The sequence below is a fragment of the Peristeroidobacter agariperforans genome, assembly GCF_004138335.1.
Lineage (GTDB): Bacteria > Pseudomonadota > Gammaproteobacteria > Steroidobacterales > Steroidobacteraceae > Steroidobacter > Steroidobacter agariperforans.
This window is the reverse complement of sequence record NZ_RYFW01000001.1, coordinates 2669026-2695830: the sequence shown is the minus strand read 5'-3', so window position 1 is coordinate 2695830 and position 26805 is coordinate 2669026. Positions and strand designations below refer to the sequence as shown.

Sequence of the window (26805 nt, the reverse complement as noted above, 5' to 3'; positions counted from 1 at the left end):
GCCTGTTAAGCGCTCTGCGTCCGAGGACGCAGCCAATTGTCCAAAAAGCCCCAGATCGCGAGCATGAGCACCACGATCGAGGTCACCGGCAGCACGATCAGCAATACATAGATCGCGACCAGCCAGTTGCGATCCATCCGACCGACCGCCTTGCTGCGATGAGCGGCCGCCAGCCCCTGGAACGCCAGCGCGAAGAATGCCACCGACGCCAGCGAAACCGTCAGGGCCGAGCCCGTCATGAACGCAGCGATGAACAGCACGGTGGTCGCGATTCCCAGCGCGAGCCCGAGCCGCAACTGCCGGTACTCGACACCAAACGAACCCGGGCTGTCCAGCAGCGACTGCCACCACCGGCCCAGCAACACCGCGCCGAACACCACACCCAGCAAGAGCGCCGCGACGCTGCCCCACATGGTGCGCGCCCAGGTGGCAATGATCACGTCGCGATCGCCTTCAAACCTGAAGCCGGCCCGCGCCATCGCGCTCAATTGCAGCTCGATCTGCTCGCGCCACATGCCGACCGGATCGGGCAGCACGGCGAACACCACCATCAGCAACACCGCCAGGCTCAGCAACGTGACCTGGAATACCAGGTTCAGCGAGCCCGTGTTCCGCAGCAGCCAGGCCAGCAGCACCGGGCCGAAAAACAGCATGGCGCCGCCGAAAAACAGTAAAGCAAGCCAACCCGGCGGTATCGCCGACACCGACGCCACCACCCAGCTGGCCGTTGCGCCGGCGATGAACGCCATGCCGAGCGCATAACGCATATCGAAGCGCAACGCCACCAGTACAGCAATGGCCGCGGCAACGATCAGAAAGGGCAGCGGCAGACTCGGGGAAAGCGCTCCGCTCATGGCGCTCGCAAAGGCGGCGCGCCACGGATGCCCTGTTAGCCAGACAGCAATTGCACGGTGCATGTATCTGCCCCGCCCCATTGTTTCACAGGGTGCGGGGCGTGGGACCCGAAGTTTCTCAGTGCTGGTCGGTGTACGGCAGCAGCGCCAGGTAACGAGCGCGCTTCACGGCAATCGCCAGCTGACGCTGATAGTGCGACTTGGTGCCGGTGATGCGGCTCGGAACGATCTTGCCGGTCTCGGTGATGTAGCTCTTCAGGATGCCGAGATCCTTGTAATCGATCTGTTCGATGCCTTCGGCGGTGAAGCGGCAGAACTTGCGACGGCGGAAAAAGCGGGACATGGTGAACCTCTACTAAGAGTGATTGGACAGATCAGGTCGAGGCGGAGGCGCCTTCTTCCTCGTCGTCACGCGCGAAGCGCTCGTCGCGCTCCTCGTCGCCCTTCGCCATCGGCGAGGCTTCGGTGACGGCCTTGTCCATCTTGATGACCAGGTGGCGGAGGACCGCATCGCTGAAGCGGAACGCGCCGGTGAGCTCGGCCAGCGTCTTGCCGTCGACCTCGATGTTCATCAGCACGTAGTGGGCTTTGTGGACCTTGGCGATCGGGAACGTGAGTTGCCGACGGCCCCAGTCTTCCAGGCGATGCACGGTGCCGTTGCCGGCCGCGATCATGCTCTTGTAGCGTTCCAGCATCGCCGGAACCTGTTCACTCTGGTCAGGGTGCACCAGAAAAACGATCTCGTAGTGTCGCATTGCTGCTCCTTGTGGGTATGCCGCCTGGATCGAGAAGCCAAGTGCGGCAAGGAGTTGAAAGAAACTGTCCGCCCCGCCCGAGGGTCGGGACGCAACAGGGCCGCGGATACTAGCCGAGCGCCCCGCCCGAAGCAAATATAAGGAGCGCTAGCTAGGGGTTTCCCCGAATCCGCCTGCCGGCCCGGCGCTGAATCGTTGCTGGACTGCGTCAAGACAAATCGGCAGCGGCCGTTACAGCCAGCGGCGACGGCTAACCGCCGCTCCTCAGGACTTTACATAGTGAACGGCTCATACAACCCGTGGCTCGTGACGCTATCGTTCGTGGTAGCCGTCTGCGTGTCATACACCGCACTGAACCTCGCCTCGCGCGTGGCCACGGCCCGGCGCCAGTATGTGCGCATGTGGCTCGCGGGCGGCGCGCTCGCCATGGGCGTCGGCATCTGGTCGATGCACTTCATCGGCATGCTCGCGTTCACGCTGCCGATTCCGCTCTCTTATGACATTCCCAAGACGCTGGCTTCGCTGGTCGTCGCGATGCTGGTCTCGGGCTTCGCGCTCAGCATCGCGAGCCAGAAACGAAGCAGCCTCGGCCGCCTGGCCGGCGCCGCGGTGATCATGGGCCTCGGCATCGCGGCCATGCACTACTCGGGCATGGGCGCGATCCGCATCGTGCCTTTCATTACTTATGAGCCGAAGCTGCTGATCCTGTCGATCGTCATCGCCATCGTGGCGTCGTTCGCCGCGCTGTGGCTGTTCTTCCATCTGCGAGGCGGCGCCTCGTGGCGCATCCGCCTGCAGCGATCGATTGCGGCGTTGGTGATGGGCGCGGCCATCTCGGGCATGCACTACACCGGCATGTTTGCTTCGCAGTTCGCGCCTGGCTCGTATTGCATCGGTGCGACCAATACCAGCACCGGCTGGCTGGCGTTGCTGATCGGCGGTTTCGCGCTGAGCGTGCTACTGATCACGATGATTCTGCTGATGTACGACGCGCACCTGGACTCGCGCTCGCGTCAGCATGCTGTCGCATTGGAAGATGCGAATGCGCGCCTGCGCCACCTGGCGACGCACGACACGCTCACCGAATTGCCCAACCGCCTGTTGCTCGATGACCGTCTGGAGCAGGCCATTTCTTATGCCGAGCGCCGCGAAGGGCGCGTCGCCGTGCTGGTCATCGATCTCGACCGCTTCAAGATGATCAACGACTCGCTCGGTCATCACGGCGGCGACGAATTGTTGAAAGAAGTGGCGAATCGCCTGCGCGGCATGCTGCGCAAGAGCGATACGCTGGCGCGCACCGGCGGCGATGAATTCGTGCTCATCGCCGATGAAGTCACCGGTCAATCCGATGTGGAGCAACTCGCGCAGCGCCTGCTCGCCTGCTTCGCCAGGCCCTTCCACATTCTGTCGGTGGACATTCACACCGCGCCCAGCATCGGCATCAGCCTCTTTCCGAGCGATGGCACGCGCGCCGAGGAACTGGTTGTCGCGGCCGACGCGGCGATGTATCACTCGAAGAAAGTCGGCGGCAACACGTATTCGTTCTTTACGCCTTCGATGAACGCATTCGCGCAGCAACGCCTGGAACTGGAGAACGGCTTGCGTCGCGCGCTCAGCAATGGCGAGCTCGAGCTGCACTACCAGCCGAAGGTGGATGTCACCACCGGCCGCATCAGCAGCACCGAAGCGTTGATTCGCTGGCGGCATCCGGAGCGCGGACTGATTCCGCCGGGCGATTTCATTCCGCTCGCCGAAGAGACCGGCTTCATTCTGCAGATCGGCGAATGGGTTCTGCGCGAAGCCTGCCGCCAGGCGCGCCAGTGGCAGGTCAATGGCATGGCGCCGGTGCGCGTCGCCATCAACATGTCGGCAACTCAGTTCCGACAGAAAAACCTGGTCACCATCGTGCAGTCGGCGCTGGAAAGCGCCAACCTGGAACCGACCTATCTGGAAATCGAGCTGACCGAGAGCGCGGTCATGCACAACGCGGCAGCGTCCGCGGAGATTCTCGAACAACTCAGCCGCCTGGGCGTGCACATTTCCATCGATGACTTCGGCACCGGCTATTCCAGCCTGAACTATCTGCGCCGCTTCCCGCTCGACAAGCTCAAGATCGACCGCACCTTCATCAAGGATGTGGTCGCCAATCCCGAAGACGCGGCCATCGTGCAGGCAATCATTTCACTGGCGCACAGCCTGCGATTGAAGGTGATTGCCGAAGGCGTCGAGACCGAGCAGCAGCTGGAATTCCTGCGCTCGCTCGGCTGCGATCAGTATCAGGGCTTCTTTTGCAGCCCTGCCGTGGAGCCGGAAGATTTCGCGGAAATGATGCGCGCCAAGAACCCGGGCAAGTTCGATCCCCTGGCGACCATGAGCCGCCTGTACGTGCCGGTGAAGTCACGCAAGACGGGCACCGCAAGCTGATTTTACTGGCGCTGACGGACGGCTTCGTACAGCAGCACGCCGGTGGCAACCGAAACATTCAAGCTTTCCACGACGCCGCGCATCGGAATGCTGACCAGCGCATCGCAGTTCTCGCGTGTCAGGCGACGTAAGCCCGTGCCTTCCGCTCCCAACACCACCGCAAGCGGCCCAGTGAGCTTGCTCGCATAGAGCGAGTGCGGCGCCTGATCGTCCGTGCCGACGATCCAGATCTCTCGTTCCTTCAACCAGCGCAACGTGCGCGCGAGATTCGTCACCTGAATCAACGGCACGGTTTCCGCGGCGCCCGATGCAACTTTGCGCACCGTCGCCGACAGGCCAGCCGCGCGATCCTTCGGCACGATCACCGCAGAAACGCCAGCGGCATCGGCCGTACGCAAACAGGCGCCGAGATTGTGAGGATCCTGCACGCCATCCAGCACCAGCAGCAGCGGTGGCGTAGTGAGTGAATCGAGCAAGTCGTCGAGCGCGCCTTCGCCGAGCACGCCCACACTGCGGATCTGCAAGCACGCGCCTTGATGGCGCTCGTCGCCGGCCAGTCGATCCAGCTCTTTGCCATCGCGCATCTCGATCTTGATGCCCTTGGCCTGGGCCAGCTTCAATACCTCGGCAATCCGCGCATCGTCCCTGCCCTTCTGCAGGATCAGGAGCGCGGCGCGTTCGGGCCGTTGCTGCAGCAGTGTGCGTACCGCGTGCAGCCCGAAAATCGTCGTCGATTCACTCATCGTCTTCCTCGGTGCTGGTTGCGTCGACGCTGCCACGGTCCGCGCACCATGCGTTGACCGCCGCCCGCCTCGGCCAGCTCGAAGTCGATTTTACGTTCATCGATGACCACATTGATCAGTCGCACGCGCAAATGATCGCCCAGACGGAAAATCCGCCCGCTGCGCGCGCCGACCATGCGATAGCCGGACTTGTCTCGCGAGAAATAATCGGCGCCGAGCGCGCTGACGTGCACGAGCCCGTCGATCTGCATTCCCTTGATCTGCACGAACAGGCCGAAGTCGACCACACCAGTCACCAACGTGTCGAACTCCTCGCCGATCTTGTCGCGCATGAATTCGCACTTGAGCCAGGACATCGCGTCGCGTGTCGCTTCATCGGCGCGCCGTTCAGTGTGCGAGCACGACTGCCCGAGCGTGGACACCATGCCCGTGGTCCATGGGAACGTCTCGGCATTGCCACCTCGCAGGATGTGACGGATGCCACGATGGACCATCAAGTCCGGATAGCGTCGGATCGGCGAAGTGAAGTGCGCATACTCGGACAAGGCCAGGCCGAAGTGGCCGATGTTCTCGGGTTGATACACCGCCTGCGGCATGGACCGGATCACGACGGTCTGGATCAGATGCGCCTCTTCGTGACCGACGGACCGTTGCAACACCTGGCTCAGATCGTGCGGCTCCAGCTCTCGATCCGTGGGCAGATGAATGTTGAAACCCTGCAGGAACTGACGCAGCTGCTCCAGCCGATCCTCTTCGGGCTTGCCGTGCACGCGGTACAGCGTGGGAATGCGATGTTTCTTCAGGAAACGCGCAGCCTGCACGTTCGCGGCGATCATGCACTCTTCGATCAAACGATGGGCGTCGTTGCGCGTCGACTCCACAAACGTCGCAATGCGCCCCTGTGCATCGAACTTCACTTTCAACTCCGGCGCATCGAAGTCGAGCGCGCCGCGGCTCAGGCGCTGTCGGTGCAACGCTTTGAATACGCCATACAAGCTTTGCAGCTGCTCGCCCAGAGCTGTCACTTCAGGCTCATGGGCCGCGGCAGGATTGGCCAGATACGCCGCCACTTTGGTGTAAGTGAGGCGCGCTGCCGAGCGCATCAATCCTTCGAAGAATTGCGCGCGCGTCACCTTGCCGTCCGCGTTGATACGCATCTCGCAGACCATGCAGAGCCGGTCGACGTTCGGATTGAGCGAGCACAAACCGTTCGAGAGCGCTTCGGGCAGCATCGGCAAGACGCGATTCGGAAAATAAACCGAGGTGCCTCGCAGCTGCGCCTCACGATCGAGCGCTCTATTCGGCTCTACGTAGCTGGCAACATCGGCAATCGCCACCAACAATCGCCAACTGCCGCCACGCAACGGCTCACAGTACACCGCGTCGTCGAAGTCGCGAGCATCTTCACCGTCGATCGTCACGAGTGGCAGCTCTCGCAGATCCTCGCGGCCGCGCTTCGCGGCGGCCGACACCGAGTTGCCGAACACTTCCGCTTCGGCAATCACTTCAGGAGGAAACTCGAATGGCAAGCCGTGCGAATGGATGGCGATGTCGGTTTCCATGCCCGGCGCCGCATGCTCGCCGAGCACACGGGTGATGTGCCCGAGCGGCTGCGCCGTCTTGGACGGTTGCTCGACCAGCTTCACCAGCACGACCTGACCCGGGCGCGCCTGGCCCAGATGCTGTCGAGGCACGAGCACTTTGTGACCGATACGCGGATTGTCCGGCACGACGAAACAGATGCCGGATTCGTCGTACAGCCGGCCAACGATCTCGCGTGTATTGCGCTCGAGCACTTCGACGATGGCGCCTTCGGGCCGGCCGCGATGATCGGTGCCGCTGATGCGCACGGCCGCACGATCGCCGTGCATGGCCTCCTGCATCTGGCGTGGTGCGAGGTAGATCGGCGCCGACCGATCGTCCGGCATGAGGAAGCCGTAACCGTCTTTGTGGGCGCTGACCGTGCCTACCGTGAGCGAGAGCCGCTCACGTAAGCAGTACTCATCGCGCCGATTACGGATGATGGCCCCGGACTGCAGCAGCTCCTCCAGCTCCTTGGTCAGCCGTTTACGGGCGGAGGCACCATTGCGCTCGGCGCGTTGGGCGAGCTCATCGAAATCCAGGGGACGGCCAGCGGCCTGCAGCACCTGGGGAATGGCCGGCTGGTCACGGGAGACCCGGGGCCGGGACGGGGCGCCGGTCCGGACGGCCGGGCGCTTGGTGGTCTTTTTGGGTTTACGAGTTTTTTTTCTTAGCTTCATAGGGATTCACAGGGGGAAAACAGGGGCTTGTCATTGACAGCCCTAAAGGGCATCGGTACATTGCGCGCCTCTTGCGGGGCATGCCCCCGCGTTCCCTTCCTTGCCCAGGTGGCGGAACTGGTAGACGCGCTGGTTTCAGGTATCAGTGGAGCAATCCGTGGAGGTTCGAGTCCTCTCCTGGGCACCATCTCTCACTAATAAGAAGAATAAACACGAAGGCGGCAATAGTACCCCATCGGTGGTGACGCGTCCTCACTAGGGCGGAACCATGTTCGCGATTCGGCGCTTGACTTCATGTGCTCACCGCACCGCTGTCATCACCGTCGCGATCGATGGGTTCGCATGTCGCCGTCGCCGCATCCTGAACTGCTGGGCGCACTGTCTTCTGATGGCACGGCACGCTTTCGCGTGTGGGCGCCCGAGGCGGCACGCGTCGAAGTGGTGTTCGCAGACAGCGATTGCAAGCCGTTTGCTCTGACGCGCGAGGACGGTGGTTATTTTTCCGGTGCCACGAGCACGTCCGCCCGGCTCTATAAATATCGCCTCGACGATGCCGGCCCGTGGCCCGACCCCTGCTCGCGATTCCAACCCCAGGGCGTGCACGGTCCATCGCAGCTCGTCGACCCCAGTGCATTCACCTGGACCGACGCGAAATGGCAGGGCATCGGCATCGCACGGCAGGTCATATACGAACTACACATCGGCACGTTCACGCCCGAAGGAACGTTCGACGCTGCCGCGACCAAACTCGAATATCTGCGCGATCTCGGCATCACCGTGCTGGAGATCATGCCGGTCGCCGAATGCCCTGGACGTTGGAACTGGGGCTATGACGGTGTGCAGATTTACGCGCCTTATCACGTGTACGGCGATCACGAAGCATTCAAGCGATTCGTCGACCGCGCACATGCGCTGGGCCTGGCGGTCATTCTCGACGTCGTCTACAACCATCTCGGACCGGATGGTAATTACCTCGGCCATTTCAGTCCGCATTATTTCAGCAAGCAATATCGCACCGACTGGGGCGATCCGTTCAATACCGACGAAGAACACAATGCCGGCGCACGTGAGTTCCTGATCGGCAACGCGTGCTATTGGATCCGCGAGTTTCATCTCGATGGTTTTCGGCTCGACGCCACTCAATCCATTCTCGATTCGAGCAGGACACACCTGCTGACCGAACTGACGACGCGCGCTCGCGCCGTCGCGCAGCCTCGCAGCATCGTCTTCATCGCCGAGAACGAACCTCAGTGCAGCGAGCATCTGCTGCCAGTGAAAGCCGGCGGCTTCGGCATCGACGCCATGTGGAACGACGACTTCCACCACAGCGCGCGTGTAGCTTTGACCGGCAGTCGCGACGGGTACTTTCATGACTACACCGGGCGCGCGCAGGAATTCCTGTCGTGTGTACGCCGAGGATTTCTGTATCAGGGCCAGTGGTACGAGTGGCAGAAAAAAAGCCGCGGCTCGCCGCTTCACGACCGCGAAGCGGCTGCCTGCGTGATCTTTCTGCAGAATCACGACCAGGTTGGAAACACCGCCACGGGGGTACGCATTCATTCCAACTCGGCGGCGCCGCGCTACCGTGCACTGTGCGCACTAACGCTGCTCGCTCCACAGACGCCGATGTTATTCATGGGACAGGAGTTCGGCGCATCGACCACATTCACGTTCTTCGCCGATCACACTGAAAAACTTTCGTGCCAGGTGCACGCCGGCCGCCGCGAATTTGTCGGCCAGTTCCGTGCCTACGCGGATGCGAGGCTACAGGCGTTGATTCCGGATCCCGCCGCCGAGCGGACTTTTCTAGACTCCAAGCTCGACTGGGCCGAATGCTCTCGCAATCGGCATCTGCTGAGCTTGCACCGCGACCTGTTACGTCTGCGCGCTCGAGACCCCGTGATCTCACGACAGGATCACCTCCGCATGGACGGCGCAACGCTGAGCGAGCACAGCTTCGTGTTGCGATGGTTCGATGACGATCACGGTGATCGTTTGTTGATCGTGAACCTGGATGGCGAGCTGAAGCCCGGCTCGATCGCCGAACCGCTACTCGCGCCGCCGCGCGGCTGCGGCTGGCAAACGTTGTGGAGTAGTGAAGCGCCCGAGTACGGCGGAATGGGCGCATTCGAGCCGGTCGCCGATCACGGACGCGGCGCCTGGCGAATCCAGGCGCAAAGCGCCGTGCTGTTGGTGGCGGCGCCCCGCATCACAAATCCCGAGGTACCCGCATGATTCGCGATCGGCAGATCGTACTGAGCTGGAACCGCGACAGCGATCCTTCATTCCTGCGCAGCCGCGAGTGGCTGGTCACGAACGGCTTGGGCGGCTACGCCTCCGGCACCCTGGCCGGCATCCCGGCGCGGAAATATCACGGCCTGTTCGTTCCCAATCTGGCCTCGCCGAAGGGCAGGCACATCCTCATCTCCCGCTGCGATGAATGGGTCATGATCAACAACCGCGAGATGCACCTGGGCGGGGCAGAGTACGAGTCCGAGCGCTTCGAAGGCGAATTGCACTTGTTCCTGAAAGAATTCCGGCTGGACCATCGCATCGCCGTGTGGACCTTCGAGCACGAAGGCGTGGTGTTCGAAAAGTCGGTCACGATGGTCCACAACCAGAACACGGTGTGTGTGCAATATCGGCTGTTGCACGGCGAGGCGCTCGAGCTGCACGTTCGGCCGTTTGTTTCTTTTCGACGCCACGACGAATCGCCGCGCGCCGAGCCGGGCTCCTTCGCGCTCGAAGTGCGCCGCGGCCGGCACGAGGTCCGTCACATCGATTCCGACATCGTCCTGCGCTTCGGCTTGCACCCCGGCCCTACGGCGTTCGTCACCGAGGAGCGCGACGAATCCAACTTCGTGTACCGCATCGAGCGGGATCGCGGCGATCCCGAATTCGAGAGCGCATTCAGTCCGGGTTATCTGCTGGCGCGCGTCCGGCCCGGTCACCCGGCGGTGTTCGTCGCTTCTGTGCACAATTGGGAACAGCTGGAGTTCGACGCGCCGGCAGTCTTCGATGCCGAACGTCAACGCCTGCACCATCTGTTGAGTCTCGCCCCGGCGCTGAGAAACGATCCCGTCGCCGAGCAGCTGGCGATGGCGGCGGATCAATTCATCGTCCTTCCCGGCAGCCGCTTGGAAGAAAGCGTGCTCGCGCAGGCAGCCGGCGGCGAGTTGCGCAGCGTCTATGCAGGTTATCACTGGTTCGGCGACTGGGGTCGCGACACCATGATCAGCCTCGACGGGCTCACGTTGTCCACCGGGCGCTACCGGGAAGCGGGCGCCATTCTCAGCACGTTCTCGCACTATGTGAAGGATGGCCTGCTGCCGAATCTGTTTCCCGAAGGCGAGCGGCAGGCGTTGTATCACACGGTCGATGCGACGCTTTGGTACTTCCACGCGATCTCGCGCTACGTCGAGGCGACGGCGGATCGCGCGCTGGTGAGAAACTTGTTTCCAGTGCTTCAATCCATCATCCGCCATCATCTCGAGGGCACGCACTTCAACATCCACGTCGACCCGAAGGACGGACTGATCTCGGCCGCGGCCGAGGGTCTGCAACTGACGTGGATGGACGCGAAGGTCGACGGCTGGGTCGTGACGCCTCGTCGCGGCAAGCCGGTGGAGATTCAAGCGCTGTGGCACAACGCCCTGCAGCTGATGGCGCAATGGGCCAGCGAGCTGCGGCAGCCGCACGAGCAATACCAGAACCTCGCCGCCCAAGTGCGCGATTCGTTCAATCAGCGCTATTGGAACGAGCGACGCGGCTGCCTCTACGACGTGATCGACGGGCCCAACGGCAACGACGACGCCATTCGACCCAACCAGGTCTTCGCCGTGTCGTTGCAACATCCTGTCCTGTACCAGCGCCACTGGAAGCAAGTGGTCGACGTCATCCGCGAGAAGCTGCTGACCGCTTACGGGCTGCGGACGCTGAGCTCGGATCATCCGGACTACAAATCTCACTATCGCGGCAACCTGCGCGAGCGAGACGCGGCGTATCACCAGGGAACAGTGTGGCCTTGGCTGATCGGCCACTACATCGACGCTTATCTGCGTGTGTATCCGGACCCGACCGGGGCCAGAGCATTGTTGGAATCGTTCCCCGGACACCTTTACGACGCCGGTGTCGGCAGCATCAGCGAGATCTTCGATGCTGAGGAGCCCTACGCCCCAGGTGGCTGCATGGCGCAGGCCTGGAGCGTGGCCGAAGTACTACGGGCCTGGTTGAAAACCAAGCCCGGTGGATCAAGCAGCCGCTGAATCGGCCTGCGCCTGGGCCGCGCGATCTTCCTGACGATACATCGCCAGCAACTGACGGAAGTCAGGCGAGGTCGCGGCGAGCAACGCCGCGGGGCCTTGCGCGACGACGCGCCCCTCGTGCATCACGATCACTTCATCGAAACGATCGAGCAGATGCAGGCGATGGATCGACGACACGATGCACGAGTTCGGCAGGGCCGCGAAGATGTTGTCGTAGACGCGCGCCTCGGTCCTGGAGTCCAGGGCCGCGGTGGGCTCATCGAACAACACCAGATTGCTATCGGCTGCGGCGAGCATGCCGCGAGCAAGCGCGATTCGCGCACGCTGACCGCCCGACCAGTTCGCACCACGCTCTGCGACTGCGGTGTTCAAGCCATTGGCATCCGCCGGGATGAAGTCGCTGACACATGCGGTGTTCATCGCGCCTGAATACTGCGCGTCTGCCGGCGCGCCGGCGTGCGTCGAGCAAAGCGCCAGGTTCTCCGCCAGCGTACCTTCCAGCACTTCGGCATCCTGCGGCACCAAAGTCACATTCGCTCTGAGCATCTGAGCCGCGGACGACGGCGTTACGATCGCCGGACCATTGCGACGATCGATGGCAACGCGATCCGCCTCATACAAACCCGCCAGCACACGCAGCAACGTGCTCTTGCCCGAGCCGCTGCCGCCGATCAGCGCGTAACGGCGCCCCTGCTGAAGCGCAAGCGACACGCCATTGAGTGTCGGGCGCTCGCTGCGTGCACCGGGATGGCTGAAGACCACATCGCGGACCATGTAGTACTCCGAGTCCGGCGATGAAGGCCGCAACACCTCGGGCTCGAGCGCATCAGCCGTTTTGACAGTCGCATCGCGAATCGGATCGGCGCTGCCATAGTCGGCGTGCTGGCGCGCAAAGTTCTGGAAGTTGGAAGCAAACGTGGAGATCACACCGGCCGCCTGCGACGCGTATTCCCACACCATGTACAGGCTGCCGAGCATCAGGGTCTTCTGACCGACGCTCGCGTCCGTGTGCCGCACGGCCAGCCAGGCAAACAGCGCGACCAGGCCGCAGCTGAGCACCTTGCTGCAGACGTCGACGGTGCACCACTTCGCCTCGTTCAACACGATGGAGCGACGCAACGGCGCGAAGATGGCTTCGAGACGCCGCTGGATCAGATCGTTGATGGCCCGCGCCTGACGAAGCGCGAACACGCTGGTGATGTTGCCCAGCGCATCGAGCAAGGCCGCGGAGTAGCGACGCTCAGCGTCGTTCTCACGATGCGCAAGACGAATCATGGCGCGGTCGAATCCGATGACCGATACGCAAATGAGCACGAAGCCGACGATTGCGCTCAGACCGACGTACGGCTGCAACAGCCACAACGCGACGATGGGACCGACCAGCCTGACCGCGCTGCTCAGATAGATGAACTGACTTTGAGTGAACGATGACAGCGCCGAGCTGCTCTGCTGCAGGCGATGGGCCGTGACGCCGGAATGACTGGCTTCATGCCAGGACAGCGGCAAAGACAGCAGTCGCTGCAACAGGCCGCCGGAAACGCGCCGGCGAATCTCCAACGCGACATTGCGCTCGAGCAGGCGGCCCGGGCCGTGGAACACCCAGCTGAGCGCGGTGGCGACCACGACCAGCGCCAGCCACACACCGGCCTGACCGATGCCGGACGCCCCATTCGCTTGCAGGACGTTGATGGCGCGGCCGGCGAAATACGGCACGCTGAGCAGGATGCATTGAGCGGTCAACAACAGGACGACGGCGCCGACCAGGTGCTTACGCCGGCCCTGCGATTGTTCCCAAAGATGCTTGTAGAGATAGAGGATGCCGCCACGCTTTGCAGCCGTGGCCGGGGTGCCCGAAACGGACGATTCGCTCATGCTTGGCTTACATAACCTCAAGTGCCAGGGACGCACTTTAGGGTGCAGCTAAGTACCTCAGTGTGAACGAGTCGACGCTTCGGGCCTAAGGTTTTTGCTGAGTTTCAGACCCGTCGAACTTCAATGTCGCGACATGGCGGCACAGCTCTTCGAGCAGTGTTCGCAGGCGTCGACACACTCCTCCATCCCGTCCAGGTCGCGGCAGCTGGCCGCGCATTCCTCGCAGACGCGCGAACAGGCGCGGCACAGTTCTGCGTGAAGAATAAAGTTGGCGAGCATGGCGTCGGCCGTCACCCGACACAGATCCGAACAGATGGTCATCAAGCGGAAGTGCGCCGGCTCGACGTGCGGACCGCCCTGCTCCAGGCAATGGTTCATGGCCATCGAGAAACAAACCCGGGAACAGCGCAGGCAGTCCTCGATGCATCGTTTCATATCCGTGACCGGATGCTCGCCCGGCGTCTCGGCGATTGTGTTCATGAGTTGATCCTTCGCAACGAGACGGGTCGGGGCGCCGGCGACGCCCCGACCCTCACGGTCAATGCTGAACGTTGGATTCCCGGCCCTTATCACCGCCCCTGGCAGTGGCGGGGCCGGTGGTACCGGTGGTGCCGCTGCCGCTCGCGCTTTGGGATGATTGCGAGCCGGCCTGGCTGCGTTGCTGGTCCTGCACGCGGATACTGTTCTGCACTTCCTTCACGCCGGAGATCCGTTCGGCCAGCGTCTCGGCCCAACGTTTGTCGCTACGCGAAGTGGTCGAACCGCTCAAGGTCACTTCGCCATCCTTGACGCTGACCTCGATGTTGCTCGCATCCAAACGGTCGTCGTCGGTCAGGCAATCGCACACTTCTTCGCGAATACGATCGTCCGAGCGTTTGTAACCACGCGGACCGCGCCCACGGTGCGCGCCGTATTCCTGCTGGCCCCACTGACGTCCCTGGGAACCTTGCGAGCCATATTGGTCCATTCCCTCGCCCTGGCTGCTGTACTCATCACCGAAATAGCCGCTGGGAGTACCGCTGTACTCGCCGTATGCGCGACCGCCGCTCGGCCGCCCAGATCCGTAGCTGCGCATCGGCTGACGTTGTCCCTGACCCTCGCCCCGCTGCCCTTCGTAAACGCTTCGACCTTGGTAGCCGCCCTGGCCTTGGAAACCGCCTTGGCCGTAACGGCTGCGCTCATAGCCGCGATAGTTGTAATCGCCCTGACTGCCGCCACCGCCGCCCTGGCTGTACTGAGTGCCGGCTTCGCCCCAGCGGCCCTGGCCGCCTTGATAACTGCCGCCGCTGCCGCCGTAACCGCGATAATTGCCAGTGCCGCTGCTGCTGAACCCACCGTAATTGGCTTCGCGATCGTATTGGCCGTGCACGTCGCGATTACGCCATTGCTCTTCCTCGCGACCTTGCCAACCGCCGGTCTCATTGCCGTGATGGCCGCGGCCCATATATTCACGACCGCGTCCGTAGCCGCTCTCGCTGTAACGTCCGCTCTGGCCGTAACGCGCGCCCTGCCCGGATTCTCGCTGGCCATACTCCTGATCGTAATCGCCCTGGCCATAGCCGCGGTTGTAACGCGCTCCTCCCTCCTGCTCCGAGCGCCTGCTGCCATAGCCGCCTCTTTCCGTATCGCTGCCGTAGTAGTCGCGCTCCATCGATTCCCGCGCGCGACGTGAATCATCTTCATCCCAATCGCGCGAGCGCGAACGCTCGTTGCGATGTTGATCCCAGTCACCTCGGTAATTGCTGTAAGCCATTGTCGTCTCCTCAGCAAAGAATTGATCGCGGGGTGCCGAAACAATTCCTCATGGCATCGGGAGTTCCGAGTGTCGCGCGCACGCGAAAGCCGCGCGTAAACCAGTTACGCGCGAGTCTTTTCTGACAGAGATTTGAGCGCTGCCCGGCATGGCCAGCGCTCCAGAGAAGCATCAGTCGAAGGGATGCTTCAACACGATGGTCTCGAGCCGGTCGGGGCCGGTCGAGATGATGGAGATGGGCGCGCCCGCCAGCACTTCGAGACGACGCAGATACGACTGCGCGTTCTTGGGCAGCTCATCGAACGTCTTCACACCCGCGGTGCTTTCCTTCCAGCCCGGGTGCTCTTCGTAGATCGGCGCGCAGATCGACAATGCTTCGGCGCCGACCGGCAACAGGTCGCGACGCTCGCGCTTCACTTTGTAACCGACGGCAACGCGCACGGTGTCGAGGCCGTCGAGCACGTCGAGCTTGGTGATGCACAAGCCGGAGATGCCGTTGATCTCCACCGCACGACGCAGGCTCGCCGCGTCGAACCAGCCGCAGCGACGCGGACGACCCGTTACGGAACCGTATTCGTTGCCCTTCACTCGCAAGTGCTCGCCGACTTCATCGTCGAGCTCGGTCGGGAATGGGCCGCTGCCCACGCGCGTCGCATAAGCCTTGGCAACGCCGAGCACGTAGTGCAGCTGTTGCGGGCCGACGCCTACACCGGCGCACGCCTGGCCGGCGATGCAGTTGCTGGAAGTCACAAACGGATAGGTGCCGTGATCGATGTCGAGCAACGCAGCCTGCGCGCCTTCGAACAACAAGCGCTTGCCGCCGCGGATCAGCGCGTTCACTTCGCCGGAGACATCCGCAACCATCGGCCGCAGCTGCTCGCCCAGCGCGAGCGCTTCGTCGAGCGTCTGCTGGAAGTCGATGACCGGCGCCTTGAAGTAATTGCGCAACACGAAATTGTGATAATCGAGCACCTCGCCGAGCTTGGCGGCGAAACGCTCACGCGCGAACAGGTCCTGCACGCGAATCGCACGGCGAGCGACTTTGTCCTCATATGCCGGACCGATGCCACGCCCGGTCGTGCCGATCTTCGCGGCGCCGGCCGCTTCTTCACGCGCCTTATCGAGCGCGATGTGGTGCGGCAGGATCAACGGACACGCTTCGGAAATGCGCAGGCGTTTCGGCACGTCGATGCCGGCGGCCTTCAACTCCGCCATTTCATCCAGCAGCGCCTTGGGCGAGAGCACCACGCCGTTGCCGATGAAGCAAGTGACGTTCTCGTGCAGGATGCCGGAGGGAATCAGTCGCAGGATGGTCTTGCGGCCGTTGATCACCAGCGTATGGCCGGCGTTGTGGCCGCCTTGAAAACGCACCACGCCGGCGACGCGATTGGTCAACAGATCGACGATCTTGCCCTTGCCCTCATCGCCCCACTGGGCGCCGATGACGACAACATTGCGATGGCTACTCATTACGGACTCGGGATGAAGAAAGAATTCTAGGAGCGCACGAAGTACAGCAGCGCGATGCCCGCGCTCATGCTCGCGAGACCGAACCATCGCAGCTGCCGGTCCTGCAAACTGGACAGCGCCTGCATCAGGCGCTTCACCGATTGCGGGCTGAGAAACGGCATTACGCCCTCCAGCACCAGATACAGCGCCAGCGCCGCGAACAGGTCCGACCAGTACACGAGGCCGTCAGCGCCTGTTCGAGCGATTCAAGTACTTGAAGAACTCGCTGTCCGGCGAAATCACCAGCACGTCGTTGTCGGTGCCGATGGCCAGCCGATAGGCCTGCAGGCTGCGGTGGAACGAATAGAACTCGGCGTTGCGATTGTAGGCCCGAGCATAGATGTCTGCCGACTTCGCGTCGCCTTCGCCCTTGATGATTTCCGACTCGCGGTAGGCTTCCGCAAGGATCTCGGTACGCTGACGGTCAGCTTCGGAGCGCAGCTTCTCGGCGTTTTCCTCACCTTCGGCGCGCAGGCGCTTGGCCTGGCGATCGAAGTCCTGGCGCATGCGGCTGAACACCGATTCGCTCACTTCCTCGGGCAGATCGATCTTCTTCACGCGCACGTCGACCAGCTGCAGACCGAGCCCCTTGGTGCTCTCTTCGGCCAGCTTGAGGATTTCGCCGGTGAACTCGGCGCGCTCGGCCGCCACGACTTGTTGAATGGTGCGACGGGCGATCACGCCCTTGATGCCGTCCTTCACGATGCTGCCCAGACGGCCCGCAGCGATTTCCCGGTCGCCGCCCGAAGTCGCCTGGTAGTAAGTCGAGACGTCGGCGATGCGCCACTTGATATAGAAGTCGATGCGCAGGATCTTGCCTTCGCTGGTCAGGAACTGCTCCGACGGATAGTTCTTGGTGTCGATGCGACGCTCGAACTTGCGGATGTTGTTGACCATCGGGACCATGAAATGCAGGCCCGGCGCGTAGTCGGCGCGCACGATCTCGCCGAAGCGGAACTTGATCGCCAGTTCCGTCTCGCGCACGGTGAAGGTCGACATGGCAACCACGAAGGCCACCACTGCCGCCAGAATCAGAATCAGAAATCCGCGGCCGGCCATTAGCGGGTCCCTCGCGTACGGCGATCGCCGGAGACGCTGGTGGCGTCACTGGAGTCGGTGCTTTCCACAGTCATGCTGGGTTCGGTCGTGGTCACGCGGGGTGCGCGACGGTTCTGTTCGAGCAGCTTGTCGATGGGCAGATAGACCAGGTTGCCGGCGCCACCCTGAGTATCGAGCACCACCTTCTTGCTGGAAGCGAGTACGTTCTCGACTGTTTCAAGATACAGGCGCTCGCGGGTCACGGCCGGAGCACGCTCGTACTCGGTCAGCAGCGCGGTGAAGCGCTCGGCCTCACCTTCGGCCTTCGAGATTTTTTGCGCGCGATACGCTTGCGCTTCCTGCACCGCTCGCACGGCGGCGCCGCGAGCACGTGGAATCAAGTCGTTCGAATAAGCCTGCGCAGCCAGCGATAGGCGGTCGCGGTCTTCACGCGCTTTGATCGCATCCTGCTGGGCGGGTGCCACTTCGTTCGGCACCTTCACGTCCTGCAGGTTCACCGCGGTGATTTCCAGGCCGACTTTGTAAGCATCCAGCGTGCGCTGGATCAGCTCCTTGGTGCGGGCCACGATTTCCTGACGACCGCTCTCGAGCACGCCATCCAGCTTGCTGCGGCCGATGATCTCGCGGATCGCGCTTTCGCTGACTTCCTTCAGCGTCTGCTCAGGGTCGTTGACGTTGAAGGCATAGTCCAGCGGGCTCGCCCGGCGGAACTGCACTTCCATGTTGATATCCACCATGTTTTCGTCCGAGGTCAGCATGCGGGTCTGCTCGCTGAAGCTCTCGATGGTTTGGATATTGACGATCTGCTTGGTCTCGATCGGCCAGGGCAGGTGCCAGCGCAGGCCGGGCATGGTGGTCGCGACGTGCTTGCCGAAACGCAGGATGACACCGCGTTCGGCAGCGTCGACCGTGTACAGGCCGCTGAAGGCCCAAATGGCCGCCAGCACCAGCACGATCGTGCCGATGCCGAAACCTCGGCCCGGGCCCGCGCCGCCTAAGGTGCGATTGCCGCCACTGCCGCCGCCGAACAGGCCGGCCAGGCGGCGCTGCAGGTTGCGCAGGACTTCGTCCAGATCGGGCGGTCCCTGCTCGGGCTTATTGCCGCCGCCCCAGGGATTGCGCTTGCCACCGGAGTTACCGCCGGGTTCGTTCCACGCCATGGTTTTGGATGACTTTGTGTCTGAGAACTAAGGATTTATGGGAGGTCTTGGAAGTCGCACCGGCGAGTTGCGCTGGCCGAACCCGAAACGAGCGATTTTAGGAATCGCCCCCGAAGGTTACAAGCTTTTAACCCTCCGCCAGAGCTTCCGGCAACCCTTCGGAGCGGCACAGGTGCTCGAACGCCCGCCGGGGCATGGACACTTCGAGGTCCACCGCACCACTGGGCAAGGCCTGTTCGGCCAGCACGGCCCCAGCCGCAAAGAAGCGCGCACGCGCTCGCCCCTCCTCAGGTTTGAGCACGACATGCCGGTGCACCAGTTCCGGTCCCAGGAATTCGCCGATGGCATCGATCAGCAATTGGGTGCCGTCGCCGGTCTGGGCCGACAGCCAGACCCGACGGGCCCCGCCGTTCTCGCCCCGCTCCACATGCACGGTCTCACCGATCAGGTCAGCTTTGTTGAAGACCTCAATCTGCGGCAGGTCGCCTGCACCAACTTCGCTCAACACCTGGTTGACCTGGGCAATGCGCTCGCTGCGATTGGGATCGGCGGCGTCGATGACGTGAAGCAGCAGCGTCGACTCGCGCGCCTCCTGCAACGTCGAACGGAATGCCGCCACCAGTTCGTGCGGCAGGTCGCGAACGAAACCGACGGTATCGGCGAGCAACGCGAAACGCGCATCCGGCAGCTCCAACCGACGCACCGTCGGATCGAGCGTCGCGAACAATTGATCGGCTGCGTAGGCGCCCGCCCCCGTCAGCCTATTAAATAGAGTGGACTTGCCCGCGTTGGTGTAACCCACCAGGGCAACGGTCGGTATTTCCGCCCGCTTGCGTTCGCGACGCGTGGTCGCACGCTGCGTAAGCACCTTGTCCAGACGTGAGTTGAGCGTGCGAATGCGCGCCGCGAGCAAGCGGCGGTCGGTTTCGAGCTGGGTTTCACCAGGGCCGCGCAGACCGATACCACCCTTTTGACGCTCCAGGTGGGTCCAGCCTCGCACCAGTCGGGTGGCGATGTGTTTGAGCTGCGCCAGCTCGACCTGCAGTTGGCCTTCGAAGCTGCGGGCGCGTTGCGCGAAGATGTCCAGGATCAGTCCGGTGCGATCGAGCACTCGACACTGCATCAGGGCTTCGAGATTGCGTTCCTGGCTGGGCGACAGACCGTGATCGAACACGACCAGGTCCGCACCGAGCTCTTGCACTCGCGAGCGAATCTCTTCGGCTTTGCCGCTGCCAATGAACAACCGGGGATCCGGCACCTTGCGAGTGCCGGTGATGACGGCGAGTACTTCGGCGCCGGCCGAACGCGCCAGCGCCTCGAACTCACTCAGCTCATCCTTACCGGGGGGACCTCCCAGTCCGATACGGACCAGGAGCGCACGTTCGCCGCTGCGAGGACGTTCAAACAACAACGAACTCCACGGTCAGTCTCACTCGCTGGCAGCTACTGACTCCGCGCCTTCTTCTTCGCTCGTCGGCAAGCGGATGGCCCGCGCCGGAACGACTGTGGAAATCGCGTGCTTGTAGACCATCTGGCTGACACTGTTCTTCAGCAAGACGACGAACTGATCGAACGAGTCGATCTGACCTTGTAGTTTGATACCGTTCACCAGGTAAATGGAGACCGGGACGCGCTCCTTGCGCAATGTGTTCAGGAACGGATCCTGTAATGATTGCCCTCTGGCCATCATTTATCTCCTTGTTATGCCTTCGAATTCTTTGGTTGAGCTTTGCCGACTAATGCCGCTTCCCTGCAGCTGAGCGACAGCCTACGGGCACCATCCGGTAACCGCTGCGATGCCGCAGTTTAGCACAGCGATGTTCCCGTCGAAGCTGCCTTTGATTCAATACGCAGCTGCATCAGTGTCATGAGTGAACCGCTGTGCCCGCCCACAACGCTCATCACACTCAAGCAGGTTTCATCACACCATGCCACGAACAAATGTAGCGACGGCATTCTCTATCGGGTCGGCTGCGGTGGAATCAAGGGCATCACACCATTGCATATCATCTTCGGCCCGTAACCAGATCAATTGTCGCCGCGCCAGCTGTCGAGTCGCGAAAATCGCGCGCTGCACCGAAGCAGGTAAAGCCTCCCTGCCGCACAAATGTTCCCAGAGTTGCCGATAACCGACGGACCGGATCGCGGGCAAGTCGGCGTGCAGGTCGCCGCGCTGTTGCAGCCGTCTCACCTCATCCAGGAAGCCCGCCTGCATCATGCGTTCGAAGCGCCGCTCGATCGCCTGGTAAAGCCGTTCGCGATCGCTCGGCGCCCAGGCGAATGCAGCGAACTTCATCGTGGGATCGGCCGGCCGGGTCTGTGCGTGCAGCTCGCTTAGCGTTTTCCCGGTCAGCCGGTGGACTTCGAGCGCCCGTTGTATTCGTTGTCCATCGTTCGGTTGGATTCGCTGTGCGGTCGTTGGATCCAGCGCTGCAAGCTGCGCGTGTAGCGCTGGCCAGCCAGAGCGCGCGGCTTCGGCGTCAATTTGCTGTCGTACGCCGGGATCGGCTTGCGGCATTTCTGCGAGGCCGCGACGAAGCGCACGGAAATACAACATCGTGCCGCCTACCAGCACCGGCAAGTTGCCTCGCTTGCGGATGTCTCCAATTGCATGCAGTGCGTCACGTACGAACTGTCCCGCCGAATACGGCTGCGACGGATCGAGGATATCGACCAGGTGATGCGGGAAACGTTCCAATTCCTCGCGCGAGGGCTTGCCCGTACCGATGTCCATGCCGCGATAGACCAGCGCCGAATCGACGCTGACGATCTCGATCGGATAGCGGGCGGCGAGACGCAGCGCCAGATCGGTCTTGCCCGCGCCGGTCGGGCCCATGATGAGCGGAATCGGAGTGGCTTGCGGGGTCGCGCTCATCGTCCTCGAAGAAACATTCGATCCAGGTCACCCAGGCTCACATACGTCCAGGTCGGACGGCCATGATTGCATTGATCGCTGCGCACGGTGCGTTCCATCTCGCGCAACAATGCATTCATTTCGGGCACGGTGAGATTGCGATGCGCGCGCACGGCGCCATGACAAGCGACCGTGCCCAGCACTTCGTTGATCGCCTCTTCGATGCCGCGCGTCGAACCATCGGCAGACAAGTCCGCACTGATCCGTCGCAACAACTCATCCAGATCTTTCTGTGCAAGGAACGCCGGCACCGCACGGATCTGCACGCTCGTGGGACCGGAGCGCATGACATCGAGGCCGAGCCGATTCAACGCCGGCGCATGTTCTTCCAATACATCCGCTTCCGAAGCCGCGACTGAAACAGACAACGGCACGAGCAGGGGCTGGCTTGCCACGCCGCCGTTTGCGAGCGCCGCTTTCATGCGCTCGTACGTCGTGCGTTCGTGAGCGGCGTGCATGTCCACCAGGATCAAACCATCGGGCGCTTGCGAAAGAATGTAGATGCCGTGCAACTGCGCGAGCGCAAATCCGAGCGGCGGTGTTTCGGGATGCGATTCGACCGCCGGCATTTCCATGTCGACGGCGCCCATCGCCGCGGGTGCGGCACTCGTTCTTTCGAATGCAGGCGGCGAGGGATACGCCGCCGACGGCTGGCGAAAATAGGCTGGCGGCGGGGGCTCGGACACGCGCAGGCCAAGCGTCGCTTGATTCGGGCCACGCATCGGCCACATCGACACGGCCTCGCTCGTCGGCACGAGGTGATTCGCATCGGTCGGCGGAGGCGCAGCGCTGGCCGCGCCCGCATACGTTTCCCGCAACACTCGCTCGACCGTCTTGAACAGGAAGTTATGAATGTGCCGACCGTCGCGGAAGCGCACTTCCAGCTTCGCCGGGTGCGCGTTCACATCGACCTGTCGCGGATCGATCTCCATGAACAGCACGAAGGCCGGATGCCGGCCATGAAACATCACATCCCGGTAACCGAGCCGAATGGCGCTGCTGATCAAACGATCGCGCAGCATGCGGCCGTTCAAATAGAAATGTTGCAGGTCGGGCTGCGCTCTGGCGTAAGTCGGCTGACACAGCCAGCCGGTGAGCTTGCAGCCGGACGACTCGTGCTCGACATACATGGCGTTCGCCATGAACTCGTCGCCGACGATCTGCGCCACGCGACGCTCGCGCTCGAGTTGCGACCTCGCCGCCGGGAAATCGCCCAACGATTTACGGGCCGCAGACAACGAAAACGCCGTCTCGAACTTCGATAGCGCAAGCCGCTCGACCATGCGCGCGATGTGCTGAGTTTCGGTGCGCTCCGCCCGCAGAAACTTGCGGCGTGCCGGCACGTTGAAGAACAGATCGCGCACTTCGACAGTCGTGCCGATCGAATGCGGCGCCGGCTCCAGCTCGCTCAGCAGGCCGTTGTCGGAACTGACGCTGTAACCGACGGAGTGATTCGCACTGCGCGAGGTGATCTTCGTGCGCGACACCGACGCGATACTGGGCAGCGCTTCGCCACGAAAGCCCAGCGTGCCGACCCGTTCGAGATCGTCGATGCTGGCAATCTTGCTGGTCGCATGTCGCGACAGGGCGAGCGCCAGTTCCTCACGCTCGATGCCGCAGCCGTCGTCCCGGACGCGGCACAACTTTGCCCCACCCTCCTCGATCTCGATATCCACCCGTTTGGCGCCGGCATCGAGACTGTTCTCGATCAACTCCTTGAGCACCGAGGCGGGCCGTTCGATCACCTCGCCGGCGGCGATCTGGTGGATGAGTTGCTCGGGCAGGACACGGATCGGCATGGAGAAGCGGTTAGCGGTTAGCGGTTAGCGGTTAGCGGTTGGCGGTTGGCCAAGAGGCGGCTCGGCGAGCCGCGGAAGATTATCGCGCGAAAGCGCGCGTCTTCACTAACCGCCAACCGCGAACCGCGAACCGCGAACCGCTAATGCGCTGTGCTGCCAGCACTTTCGCCGTCAGCGGTGCTCGCGATCACCGTCGCGCCGGACTGCTTCGCGCGCAGATCCGCGACCAGCGTGCCCGGCGGGGGATTGGTATAGAAGTATTCCCGCACGCCTTGATGGATCGCCTCGGCCAGCCGCTGTTGGTGCTTGGGATCGAGCAGACGCGCCTCTTCGGTGGGATTGGAGATGAAGGCAGTCTCCACGAGCATCGACGGAATATCCGGCGACTTCAGCACCAGGAAGCCGGCGTGCTTGACGCCGCGGTTGGTGATGTTGCCGATCTTGTAAAGCTCCTGCATGACCAGCTCGGCCGCATCGACACTGGCGCTCATGCTGGCGCCTTGCGACAGATCGAGCAGCACCGAGGCCAGCACACTGTCCTTGTCGTCCAGCTTCACGCCACCGATCAGATCGGCCGCGTTTTCGCGATCGGCGAGCCAACGTGCCGACTCATCGCTCGCACCGCGAGCGGACAGCACATAGACCGACGAGCCGGCGACCGATCGGTTCGTGTACGAGTCCGCGTGTACGGATACGAACATGTCCGCCTGCTGACGGCGGGCGCGAGCGATGCGCTCGCGATGCTCGACGAACGTGTCGTTGTCGCGAGTCAGTATCGCGCGCATGCCGGGCTCGCGATCGATGCGATCCTTCAAGCGCTTCGCGATCGCGAGCGTCACATGCTTCTCGTAGGTCCCGCGCTTGCCGATCGAACCGGGATCGACGCCGCCGTGACCAGCATCGATGGCGATGATGATGTCCCGACCATGAGCATCGGCCGCGGCCTTGACGACAGAGGGCTGCGAGGGTGCCGCTGCAACCGTGCCCTTCCCGGGCGTGAGATCGAGCACGAGTCGGTGACCGTAGGACTGCTGAGGCCCGATCGTGAACGTATTGGGCTGCGCCGGACCGGTGAGATCGATGACCACGCGCAGATCGCCGTTGGGCTGGACCGCCGCGCGCAGCTGCTTTACGAAACCTTGCCCTTCGGGCAGCAGGCGCTCGCTCTCTAGCGTTGCGGCGGGAATGTCGACGACCACGCGATCAGGGTTGTCGAGGGTCAGCACATTGTGTTCGGCGGGATCGCTCAAGTCGAAGACCAGCCGCGTGCCGTCCGGCCCCGCCCAAAGGCGCACGTCCTTGACGGTGACGGGCTTGGCGGCAGACGCGCCAACGGCGGCCAGGGCCAGGCCCAGGCACGCTGCCAGCACAGAAAGGAATGGAGTTCGCCGCGATCCTCGCATATGGCCGGTAATCTACCGCGCCGGTGTGCAAGTTTTCAACGAAATTATGAAGATAGCAGACGCAATTCCGGTATTGCTGCAACGATGTGACGCACGGCGCTAGCGCCATTCAGGGAATGCGGGGTTATCCTGACCTGTCTTCCCTCGGTTCCCGCCGGGGGATAGGCGATGTCGATCCACAGGTCGGCGGCGGGAATCGCGCCGGCGGCCCGCGACGGCCATTCGATGAGCAGCAGCGCCGATCCCGTCAGCAGATCGCGAATGCCGAGCGGCTCGACTTCATCGGGATCGTTCAGGCGGTACAGATCGAGGTGATAGATCGAGCGGCCCGGGGTCTCGTAAGGCTCGATCAAGGTGTAAGTCGGACTGCGCACGGGCCCGGCCACGCCGTACGAGCGCAGAATGCCGCCGACCAGCGTGGTCTTGCCGGCGCCAAGCTCACCTTCGAGCGCGATGGTGAAGGTGTCGTCGGTGACGTCGACCGCTGCCGCAATCGCCCGACCCAACACCTGCATCCGCTCGGCCGAGCCGACGTTCAGAATCTCTGTGCCGGGTTCACGCACGTGGGCAGATATCCAAATAGGTCCGTAGCCAAAAGTCCGCGCTCGCCGCGCCGGGCAGCCATATCGCCTGCCATCGCGTGCACTAGAACACCCGCGCGAGCCGCACCGGGAAGGTCGGCGGTCTGCGCGGCGATGCCTGCGATGACGCCCGTGAGCACATCACCCATGCCCGGAGACGCCATGCCGGGATTGCCCTGGTCGCAGATGTAGGGCAGCGAGTCGCCAGTCACGACCAGCGTGCCTGCACCTTTCAATACGACGGTGCCATCGAACTTCTTCGCAATCTCGCGGGCGGACTGCAAACGATTGCGTTGTACGTCCGCGGTGCTGATGCCCAGCAGACGCCCGGCCTCGCCCGGATGCGGCGTGAGAATCCAATTCGAGTTGGAGCAAGGCGCATGCGCCAGCAGATTGAGCGCATCGGCATCGATCACGGTGGGTTTGTCACTTTCCAAGGTGATATCGAGCAGTGCCCGGCCCCAGTCGCTCTGCCCCAGGCCCGGACCGATCGCAAGCACGTCGGCGCGCTCGATCATCGCTGCCAGCTCACTCGCACCTTCGACGCCACGACACATCAGCTCCGGACGGCTGGCGGTAATCGATGCGACATTCTCGGGCCAGGTTGCGACCGTCACCAGTCCGGCACCTGCTCGCAAGGCCGCCTCGCCCGCCATGCGCGCGGCGCCCGCCATTCCTAAGCCGCCGCCGATGACCAGCACACTTCCCTGCTGACCTTTGTGAGCCGTGCGACGCCGCCGCGGCAGCAACTGCGCGACGAAGTCTTCATCAATTCGCAATGCTGACGGCGGCACGAAATCGGCCGCGCCCGCCGGCAGATCGAGATCGTCGAATAGCACGATGCCGGTGTGATTCGGCCCTTCGCCGAGATAGAAGCCCAGCTTCAAACCGATGAACGACAGCGTGCGTTCGGCCACGATCGCCGCGCCCCAAACCGCACCCGTATCGGAATCCAGTCCGCTGGGAATATCGAGCGAGAGGATAGGTACGCCGCACTCGTTGATGGCATTGATCCGTTCGATCATGACAGCATCGAGCCTGCGCGACAGGCCAGTCCCGAAGATGGCATCGACGATGACCTCGGCGTGGGCGAGACAGCCATCGCTCCAGGGTTGCACGACACCACCCGCCGCGACGAAATCATCGTGAGCGCGCTTTGCATCTCTACGCAGCTGGGCGGTATCGCTCAATGACACCACCCTGACATCGACGCGCATGGCCTGCGCCAGCCGCGCGAGCACGTAGCCATCGCCACCGTTATTGCCCGGCCCGCACACGACGGCGATCCGCTGCTTCGATGGCCAGCAACTGCGCAGCGCCACTGCGGCCGCTTCGCCCGCTTGGGTCATCAACGTGTACGAAGGAATGTGCAAATCCTCGATCGCGTGACGATCGAGGGCTCGCACTTGAGCGGCGGTGTGCACGGCCAATGGCAGCGGCTTCATACGTCAAA

At 62.9% G+C, this 26805-nt stretch carries 22 protein-coding genes and 1 tRNA gene; 4 read left to right on the top strand and 19 right to left on the bottom strand.

Translation table 11 applies throughout. The annotated features are described in order from the left end of the window. Positions 1-5 precede the first annotated feature (5 nt). The 3 genes from EK373_RS11755 to rpsF form a co-directional block, all read right to left on the bottom strand. Positions 6-854 carry a hypothetical protein gene (locus EK373_RS11755; RefSeq protein WP_129642834.1) on the bottom strand — a complete coding sequence of 283 codons (849 nt, stop codon included), beginning with the start codon at positions 852-854 and terminating at the stop codon, positions 6-8. Positions 855-972: 118 nt separating this feature from the next. Continuing rightward, the gene (gene rpsR, locus EK373_RS11750; protein WP_129642833.1) at positions 973-1197 is read right to left on the bottom strand and encodes a 30S ribosomal protein S18; all 225 of its coding nucleotides are present in this window, start codon (positions 1195-1197) and stop codon (positions 973-975) included. A 31-nt stretch (positions 1198-1228) separates the two neighbouring features. Then, on the bottom strand, positions 1229-1609 hold the full coding sequence (rpsF, locus tag EK373_RS11745) for a 30S ribosomal protein S6 (protein WP_129642832.1): 381 nt from the start codon (positions 1607-1609) through the stop codon (positions 1229-1231). A 276-nt stretch (positions 1610-1885) separates the two neighbouring features. Here rpsF and EK373_RS11740 point away from each other — a divergent pair, with 276 nt between their 5' ends. Next, entirely contained in the window at positions 1886-4033 is a 2148-nt protein-coding gene (locus EK373_RS11740; protein ID WP_129643643.1) for a bifunctional diguanylate cyclase/phosphodiesterase, read from the top strand. A 2-nt stretch (positions 4034-4035) separates the two neighbouring features. Here EK373_RS11740 and rlmB read toward each other — a convergent pair whose 3' ends face one another. Together rlmB and rnr are read right to left on the bottom strand one after the other, a co-directional pair. Next, complete coding sequence (gene rlmB / locus EK373_RS11735) at positions 4036-4776, bottom strand: 23S rRNA (guanosine(2251)-2'-O)-methyltransferase RlmB (protein WP_129642831.1); 741 nt, start codon at positions 4774-4776, stop codon at positions 4036-4038. Next, a complete protein-coding gene (gene rnr, locus EK373_RS11730) occupies positions 4773-7037 on the bottom strand; it encodes a ribonuclease R (protein WP_129642830.1) in 2265 nt (754 codons plus the stop codon). Before rnr ends, rlmB begins: the two co-directional genes overlap by 4 nt. A 102-nt stretch (positions 7038-7139) precedes the next feature. On the opposite strand from rnr, the gene EK373_RS11725 reads away from it, so the two are divergent. The 3 genes from EK373_RS11725 (at position 7140) to EK373_RS11715 (ending at position 11302) form a co-directional block, all read left to right on the top strand. Then, positions 7140-7224 (top strand) — tRNA-Leu (locus EK373_RS11725). Between the two features lie 155 nt (positions 7225-7379). Next, the gene (gene treZ / locus EK373_RS11720) at positions 7380-9272 is read left to right on the top strand and encodes a malto-oligosyltrehalose trehalohydrolase (RefSeq protein WP_129642829.1); all 1893 of its coding nucleotides are present in this window, start codon (positions 7380-7382) and stop codon (positions 9270-9272) included. Beyond that, entirely contained in the window at positions 9269-11302 is a 2034-nt protein-coding gene (locus EK373_RS11715; RefSeq protein ID WP_129642828.1) for an amylo-alpha-1,6-glucosidase, read from the top strand. Before treZ ends, EK373_RS11715 begins: the two co-directional genes overlap by 4 nt. On the opposite strand, the gene EK373_RS11710 is transcribed toward EK373_RS11715, so the two are convergent. From EK373_RS11710 to EK373_RS11645, 14 genes are all read right to left on the bottom strand, one after another. Continuing rightward, positions 11288-13174 carry an ATP-binding cassette domain-containing protein gene (locus tag EK373_RS11710; RefSeq protein WP_129642827.1) on the bottom strand — a complete coding sequence of 629 codons (1887 nt, stop codon included), beginning with the start codon at positions 13172-13174 and terminating at the stop codon, positions 11288-11290. The two genes, EK373_RS11715 and EK373_RS11710, sit on opposite strands and share 15 nt — an antisense overlap. Positions 13175-13294: 120 nt before the next feature. Beyond that, positions 13295-13654: a four-helix bundle copper-binding protein gene (locus tag EK373_RS11705; protein ID WP_129642826.1), complete on the bottom strand. Its 360-nt coding sequence runs from the start codon at positions 13652-13654 to the stop codon at positions 13295-13297. A 58-nt stretch (positions 13655-13712) separates the two neighbouring features. After that, on the bottom strand, positions 13713-14927 hold the full coding sequence (locus tag EK373_RS11700) for a BON domain-containing protein (RefSeq protein ID WP_129642825.1): 1215 nt from the start codon (positions 14925-14927) through the stop codon (positions 13713-13715). Between the two features lie 171 nt (positions 14928-15098). Beyond that, positions 15099-16397 (bottom strand): adenylosuccinate synthase, encoded by a 1299-nt coding sequence (locus EK373_RS11695; RefSeq protein WP_129642824.1) that lies wholly within the window; start codon positions 16395-16397, stop codon positions 15099-15101. A gap of 26 nt (positions 16398-16423) precedes the next feature. Beyond that, entirely contained in the window at positions 16424-16615 is a 192-nt protein-coding gene (locus EK373_RS11690) for a DUF2065 domain-containing protein (RefSeq protein WP_129642823.1), read from the bottom strand. A gap of 7 nt (positions 16616-16622) precedes the next feature. Continuing rightward, positions 16623-17495: a protease modulator HflC gene (gene hflC, locus EK373_RS11685; protein ID WP_129642822.1), complete on the bottom strand. Its 873-nt coding sequence runs from the start codon at positions 17493-17495 to the stop codon at positions 16623-16625. Beyond that, positions 17495-18655: an FtsH protease activity modulator HflK gene (hflK, locus tag EK373_RS11680; RefSeq protein WP_129642821.1), complete on the bottom strand. Its 1161-nt coding sequence runs from the start codon at positions 18653-18655 to the stop codon at positions 17495-17497. Before hflK ends, hflC begins: the two co-directional genes overlap by 1 nt. 127 nt (positions 18656-18782) lie before the next feature. Next, positions 18783-20063, bottom strand: coding sequence for a ribosome rescue GTPase HflX (hflX, locus tag EK373_RS11675; RefSeq protein WP_129642820.1), 1281 nt, complete (start codon positions 20061-20063; stop codon positions 18783-18785). A 21-nt stretch (positions 20064-20084) separates the two neighbouring features. Beyond that, positions 20085-20342, bottom strand: a complete 258-nt coding sequence (gene hfq / locus EK373_RS11670; RefSeq protein WP_129642819.1) for an RNA chaperone Hfq — start codon at positions 20340-20342, stop codon at positions 20085-20087. A gap of 234 nt (positions 20343-20576) precedes the next feature. Then, complete coding sequence (gene miaA / locus EK373_RS11665) at positions 20577-21530, bottom strand: tRNA (adenosine(37)-N6)-dimethylallyltransferase MiaA (protein ID WP_129642818.1); 954 nt, start codon at positions 21528-21530, stop codon at positions 20577-20579. After that, entirely contained in the window at positions 21527-23368 is a 1842-nt protein-coding gene (gene mutL / locus EK373_RS11660) for a DNA mismatch repair endonuclease MutL (RefSeq protein WP_129642817.1), read from the bottom strand. The genes miaA and mutL overlap by 4 nt, the downstream gene beginning before the upstream one ends. 140 nt (positions 23369-23508) lie before the next feature. Continuing rightward, positions 23509-24738, bottom strand: a complete 1230-nt coding sequence (locus EK373_RS11655; protein WP_198683226.1) for an N-acetylmuramoyl-L-alanine amidase — start codon at positions 24736-24738, stop codon at positions 23509-23511. A 77-nt stretch (positions 24739-24815) separates the two neighbouring features. After that, complete coding sequence (tsaE, locus tag EK373_RS11650; protein ID WP_198683225.1) at positions 24816-25334, bottom strand: tRNA (adenosine(37)-N6)-threonylcarbamoyltransferase complex ATPase subunit type 1 TsaE; 519 nt, start codon at positions 25332-25334, stop codon at positions 24816-24818. Further along, positions 25307-26797: an NAD(P)H-hydrate dehydratase gene (locus EK373_RS11645; RefSeq protein WP_129642815.1), complete on the bottom strand. Its 1491-nt coding sequence runs from the start codon at positions 26795-26797 to the stop codon at positions 25307-25309. Before EK373_RS11645 ends, tsaE begins: the two co-directional genes overlap by 28 nt. Positions 26798-26805: the final 8 nt, after the last annotated feature.